This is a genomic window from Winogradskyella sp. (assembly GCF_028289625.1).
Lineage (GTDB): Bacteria > Bacteroidota > Bacteroidia > Flavobacteriales > Flavobacteriaceae > Winogradskyella.
Window position 1 is genome coordinate 1 of record NZ_JANQOM010000074.1, and the last position, 5,987, is coordinate 5,987.

The 5,987-nt window shown below is 35.5% G+C and carries 8 protein-coding genes and 1 tRNA gene; 2 read left to right on the plus strand and 7 right to left on the minus strand.

Going from position 1 to position 5,987, the window contains the following annotated elements:
* Positions 1–121: 121 nt before the first annotated feature.
* Positions 122–194, minus strand: a tRNA-Lys gene (locus tag Q0992_RS14585).
* A gap of 129 nt (positions 195–323) precedes the next feature.
* Here Q0992_RS14585 and Q0992_RS14590 point away from each other — a divergent pair.
* On the plus strand, positions 324–845 hold the full coding sequence (locus tag Q0992_RS14590; RefSeq protein ID WP_299526021.1) for a shikimate kinase: 522 nt from the start codon (positions 324–326) through the stop codon (positions 843–845).
* Here the strand turns inward: Q0992_RS14590 and Q0992_RS14595 are convergent.
* The 3 genes from Q0992_RS14595 to Q0992_RS14605 are packed head-to-tail and all read right to left on the minus strand — an operon-like array spanning position 837 to position 2,318.
* Positions 837–1,340 (minus strand): phosphoribosyltransferase family protein, encoded by a 504-nt coding sequence (locus Q0992_RS14595; RefSeq protein ID WP_299526024.1) that lies wholly within the window; start codon positions 1,338–1,340, stop codon positions 837–839. The genes Q0992_RS14590 and Q0992_RS14595 overlap by 9 nt on opposite strands.
* A gap of 32 nt (positions 1,341–1,372) precedes the next feature.
* Positions 1,373–1,963 (minus strand): methyltransferase domain-containing protein, encoded by a 591-nt coding sequence (locus Q0992_RS14600; protein ID WP_299526027.1) that lies wholly within the window; start codon positions 1,961–1,963, stop codon positions 1,373–1,375.
* On the minus strand, positions 1,950–2,318 hold the full coding sequence (locus tag Q0992_RS14605; protein WP_299526030.1) for a S4 domain-containing protein: 369 nt from the start codon (positions 2,316–2,318) through the stop codon (positions 1,950–1,952). The genes Q0992_RS14600 and Q0992_RS14605 overlap by 14 nt, the downstream gene beginning before the upstream one ends.
* Before the next feature lie 135 nt (positions 2,319–2,453).
* On the opposite strand from Q0992_RS14605, the gene Q0992_RS14610 reads away from it, so the two are divergent.
* Positions 2,454–3,524: a hypothetical protein gene (locus tag Q0992_RS14610; RefSeq protein ID WP_299526033.1), complete on the plus strand. Its 1,071-nt coding sequence runs from the start codon at positions 2,454–2,456 to the stop codon at positions 3,522–3,524.
* Positions 3,525–3,583: 59 nt separating this feature from the next.
* Here the strand turns inward: Q0992_RS14610 and Q0992_RS14615 are convergent, their stop codons facing one another.
* From Q0992_RS14615 to Q0992_RS14625, 3 genes are all read right to left on the minus strand, one after another.
* Complete coding sequence (locus Q0992_RS14615; RefSeq protein WP_299526036.1) at positions 3,584–4,183, minus strand: outer membrane beta-barrel protein; 600 nt, start codon at positions 4,181–4,183, stop codon at positions 3,584–3,586.
* Positions 4,184–4,367: 184 nt separating this feature from the next.
* On the minus strand, positions 4,368–5,015 hold the full coding sequence (locus tag Q0992_RS14620; RefSeq protein ID WP_299526039.1) for a porin family protein: 648 nt from the start codon (positions 5,013–5,015) through the stop codon (positions 4,368–4,370).
* Between the two features lie 56 nt (positions 5,016–5,071).
* On the minus strand, positions 5,072–5,987 hold a 916-nt coding region (locus Q0992_RS14625), incomplete at its 5' end, for a transketolase C-terminal domain-containing protein (protein ID WP_299526042.1).

Below are 5,987 nucleotides of genomic sequence, written 5' to 3' on the forward strand. Positions count from 1 at the left end.
ATAGTTTTATCTAGGGTTTTGATTATGCTGTATTACCAGGCTTAACTAAAACAGGTTTTTCGCCCCATTTTTATGGCATAAAAAAATCCCGACGATATCGTCGGGATGGCTTCTCATTACGTGACCAGTCTGGGGCTCGAACCCAGGACCCTCTCCTTAAAAGGGAGATGCTCTACCAACTGAGCTAACTGGTCATTAATGTGTTCTCTTAAATGAGGGTGCAAATATAAAATGTTTAATTAATAAAACAATACTTTTTCTGCTTAAATTTTTGTTTTTTTGTTCTTGGTATTTTTAAGGATTTTAAACCAAAACTTAAGCTAATGATTGTCGCTTTAATGGGATATATGGGATCAGGGAAGTCTACAATTGGTAAGGCATTAGCTAGGCTATTGAATTACAAATTCTTAGACTTGGACAGCTATATTTCGGGAAAAGAAAATGCCACAATTCCAGAACTATTCAACAAAAAAGGGGAAATCTACTTTAGAAAGAAAGAAACCGAATATTTAAATGAAGTTTTAAATACTAAAGACAATATTATCTTGGCACTTGGTGGTGGCACACCTTGCTACGGAAATAATCTAAATGTGTTGTTGGATAAAGACCATGTGACATTGTTTTATTTAAAGCTGTCTATTCCGCTTTTGGCTGAGCGCTTATTTAAAGAGAAAGTGCACAGACCTTTAATTAGCCATTTGCAAAGCCAAGACGAGCTTCTAGAGTTTATCGGCAAACATCTTTTTGAACGTACGCCGTTCTACAATCAGGCACAGCATACTATTACAATTGATCATAAAACCCAAAAAGATATTTTAGAGGAATTGTTAATGGCTTTAATCTAAATAAGCCTCGTAAGGTTGCTTGGAGAGATTAACATGCACATGCTCAAAAAGTGATGTGGACAAAGAAATGCCTTTAAAGTCCGCCTTAACAGGATATTTTTTATGGTTACGGTTAACGAGCACAGCTGTTTTAAATTGCTTTAAGGGCACATCCAAGAAGTGCTTAATGCCATAAATTAGCGTACTGCCAGAATTTAAAACATCATCAATCAACACAATAGATTTGTTAGCGTAATCTTCTTTGTCTATAGATGTGGCGATGGGTTTTGTAGGCTCATCTTTGTCAATCTTTACCCTACATAGGGTAGATTCAATATCAGAGATTTTGTCTAAGTGTTGCTTGATTTTTCTCGCAAGGATATAGCCATTATCATCAATTCCAGCAATAATAATATGGGTTTCATTGACATTGCTTTCGTAAATCTGATAAGCGATACGTCTTATTTTGTGTTCAATTTCCTTATGACTTAAAATAGTATTTTTTGTAAGTGCCATGCTAGCTTATCTGATTAAAATTAGGAATGTCCTTATGGTTTATCAAAGATAAAAAACAGTTCTTTACCCTGTCGTTCTTTTATGGAATTTCTGGATAGCTCTAAAATCTTAATCTTAAAATACCTTCCAAAAAGTGATTTGTACTCATCAAGACTTCCACCAAATGGTGGACCAGATGCTGTTAATGGAAAATCGAAAAACAAACCCACTAATTTACCTTTAGGCTTTAAGAGCTGAGCCATCTTCTGCGCATAGTGTTCTCTTAGGTTTGGGTTGAGCGCACAAAAGAAGGTCTGTTCTAATATAAGGTCGAATTGCTCTTGGAGCTCAAAAAAATCTAGATGCAGTAGTTGTTCCTCTGGAAAAAAAGGCACACGCTTTTTAAAATGATCTAATGGAGGTTTGGCAATATCGAGAACGTAAGTGTTATTGAAATTGGCATTCCAAAAATATTCTGCCTCATAACTGTTACCAGCTCCTGGAATTAGAATTTTTTTCGATTTATCATTGAGCTGATCAATGTACGTTTTGAGTGGAGTAGAAGGATAACCAATATTCCAACCTGTCTCGTTGTTATGGTAGCGATTTTCCCAATACTGCTTATTTAGGTCATTCTTCTTCATAAAAATTGTCAATATCGCGTCTATCTTTTTTTGTAGGTCTTCCGGTACCTTTTTTTCTATAATAATCCTTACTGTATTTTAGGAGTTCCTTAGTGGCAAAAGCTTCTTTCGGAGTGGTATCTGTTCTATATATATCAACAAGCTTGGCACCAACGCGATTAGGAGGTAAATCATTAACGATTAATTGATAAGTAATCTGGTCTTTTCTCAGTTCTATTTTGTCCGTGGGATACACCTCCCTTGATGGCTTTGCAACAGTATCGTTAAGTTTTATTTGTCCTTTCTTGCAGGCTTGGGTTGCCATATTACGAGTTTTGTAATAGCGTACACACCAAAGATATTTGTCTATTCGCATATGGTTTTAACTAAAATCTACGTTAACCTTATGGTATAAAAATATTAATTTAATGTATCTTGCGCCATTATAAATAAGCAATAATGAACTATGTGTGTCTTATGTGGTTAAGGGCATACATAAAATAACTAAAAAATGACATTTAGAACGTTTAAAAAATACATACCATTATTGGTGTTTGTTTTGTTACTAATCGCTTGTAATAGTGATGATGATAATTTTGTGCAAATTCCAGATAGAGATAGAACGGAGCAACAATTAGCAGATAAAGATTCTATAGAGAATTATTTAAAAGGACATTATTATAACTCTAGTCTTTTTGAAACTCAAACCAATTTGACTATAGACGATATTGTAATTACCGAAATGCCAGTAGATGATGATGGCAACTATCTTGAGATACCACCAGACCCTACTAATAATACTAGACTTTGGGATGCCGTAGAAATTAAGACTACAACTTATGAAGATGCCGAATATGAGTACTATATTTTACGGTTAAATCAAGGAGGAGGAGAATCTCCTGAGTTTTCCGATCAAGTTCGTGTTGTTTATGAAGGATTTTTAGAAGATACAGGAGAAGTTTTTGATGAGGTGGCAACACCTATTGAGTTAAGCATGCAAGGCATACCAGGTATCCCAGAAGCAGGTGGAGTGATAAGAGGATGGCAATTGATTTTATCGGAGTTCAATACGGCCAGTAGTTTTAGTATTAACAATGGTGTTGTAGAATACAATGATTATGGATTGGGTATGATGTTTATTCCATCTGGTTTAGGATATTTTTCATCGCCTGTACCTGATGTACCGTCATATTCTAACTTAATTTTTAAGTTCGAGTTATTGCAATTTGAAGTAAATGACCATGATGGTGATGGAATTCCGACTTATATTGAAGACCTAGATGAAAATTTAGATGTCTTGGATGATGATACAGACGAAGATGGATTGCCAAATTATTTCGATTTAGATGATGATGGTGATGAGGTGCGTACCCTTGATGAATTAGTGCCAAATACTTATACTATAAATGTTGGTGACCCTGAACCAACCTTAGGCGAGAATGAGTTTGAATTAAGTAGGTCAGAAAGTAGTGGTGTTATTACCATAAATACAGTTTCCTTAGTTGATTCGAACAGCAATGGCATTTATGACCATTTAGACAGTGAAGTTACGATTAACTATAATGAGGATGAAGACTCATAGATAAAACGTACAACGAAAAAAGCCGCTTTAAGCGGCTTTTTTATTTTATTATCGATTGTTTATAGGGCAATAGATAAACTTAAGATTAATTGATCGGGTCTGGTATCTATTCTACTTGCGACTCCTTCTCCAAGATTATTATTGATAAATGTTGCTTCATTGTTACTAAAACCTCTTTCATATCTCAAATCTATTCCGATTTTATTTAGACTTAATCCGATGCCAAAATTTAGTCCAACAGAGAAGTCATCTTCCACATTATCTATATCTATGCCATCAAATTCAGTATCTAGAATATATTGTAATGAAGGGCCGCCAAAAACACTTAAAGGGCCCAATACTCTTAAGCCTACGAGAAGTGGAGCATCGATTTTCTGAATATTAAAATCGTTACTATCGTATTCACTTCTTGTGGCCGTATATACCAACTCTGGTCTAAAGTATAATTGATCACCAATTTTACCGAAAACACCTATATGATAACCAATATTGCGATCGGGATTTCTGGCATTATCACCAATAGATTCAAAATAGTCACCGTTGGCACTGTAATTCAATCCACCTTTAAAACCAAAGGCATTTCCTTTTTGGGCGCTTCCGGTTAGTCCAATTAGAGCAAAAGCTACAGCGAGGAATGCTGCTTTTTTCAAATTTTTCATAATGTTCGTTTTTAAGATTTGATAACTAATATCAAAAACGTTGCCAAACGCAGTTTAGTCTATCAAAGCCTCAGCTTTACGGATTCTTTTTGGAATAAAATCGAAATGGGTTTTTAGTTGGCGCGGTACTTCTGATTTTTAAGTTCACACAATCAAAAGTAACACAAGACTTAGATAATTTACGCTATAATATTTTATAAGAAAGGCATAAAATAACTTGACTTACTGTTGTGTCTATAGTACCAGAAAAAGACTGGTTTATATCACTTTGAAAGCTTACTAAATTTTCGCCAAAGCCTCTTTCGTATCTTAAATCTATACCCAATTTATTGAAACTAACAGCAACTCCAAGGTTTATACCGAGCGTTAGATCATTTTCAATATCACGAATATTAAGATCTCCGGGACTATCAATACTTTCGTCTAGCATATAATGAAGCGATGGTCCCACAAAAAAACTCACCGGGCCAACAATTTTAACCCCAACTAATAATGGCATATCAAGACTCGAAATATTAAGACTCTCATTCTCTTCTGATTCTACTATACTATAGTTATGTTGCCTTTTTGTAAACACCAATTCGGGTCTAAAATAAAACTTATCGCCAAGTGAAAGCTTGCCGAATACTCCAATATGGTATCCAAATTCTAAATTAGTTCCGTCTGATCTAGTTGTATTCGAACCGCCGAAGAAAGCAGTTCTAAATTCACCAGCACTAGCAAAATTAACACCGCCTTTAACACCAAAGGCATTTCCTTTTTGGGCATTTCCTGTTAATCCAATTAGAGTAAAAGCTGCAGCGAGGAATGCTGCTTTTTTCAAATTTTTCATAATGTTCGTTTTTTAAGGTTAGATATCTAAATATCAAAAACGTTGCCAAAATGAAGCTATTTTCTTACTAATACAGTTTTTACGGCCTTTACTACGGCTGCACTATTAAGACCATATTTATCCATTAATTGAGCAGGAGTCCCAGATTCACCAAAGGTGTCATTGGTAGCTACAAATTCTTGAGGGGTCGGTTGATGTTTAGCCAAGATTCTAGAAACGCTTTCGCCGAGACCTCCTAAAAAGTTGTGCTCTTCGGCAGTAACAATGCATCCTGTTTTGGATACTGAGTCTAAAACCGCTTTGTCGTCTAGAGGTTTTATAGTGTGCATATTAATTACTTCTGCACTGATGCCTTCTTCGTGCAATGCTTTAGCTGTTTCTAAAGCTTCCCATACCAAATGGCCTGTTGCTACAATAGTAACATCGCTACCTTCAGTGAGTTTTAGGGCTTTACCAATCTCAAATTTTTGATTTTCAGGTGTAAAATTTGGTACTTTAGGGCGTCCAAATCTTAGATATACAGGACCATGATGCTCGGCAATAGCTAAAGTTGCTGCTTTAGTTTGATTAAAATCACAAGTATTGATAACAGTCATTCCTGGTAACATCTTCATTAGGCCAATATCTTCCAGAATTTGATGCGTGGCTCCATCTTCACCCAAAGTTACTCCAGCATGAGATGCGCATATTTTTACATTTTTATCAGAGTATGCAACACTTTGACGAATTTGATCATATACTCTTCCAGTAGAGAAATTAGCGAAAGTTCCTGTAAATGGAATTTTACCACCAATCGTCATTCCAGCTGCTATACCTATCATATTGGCTTCTGCAATGCCTACTTGAAAAAACCGATCAGGATGATTGGCTTTAAAGTCATCCATTTTTAAAGAACCTGTTAAGTCAGCGCAGAGCGCAACTACATTTTCATTAGTTTTTCCTAATTCTGTTAAGCCAGCTCCAAAACCAGAG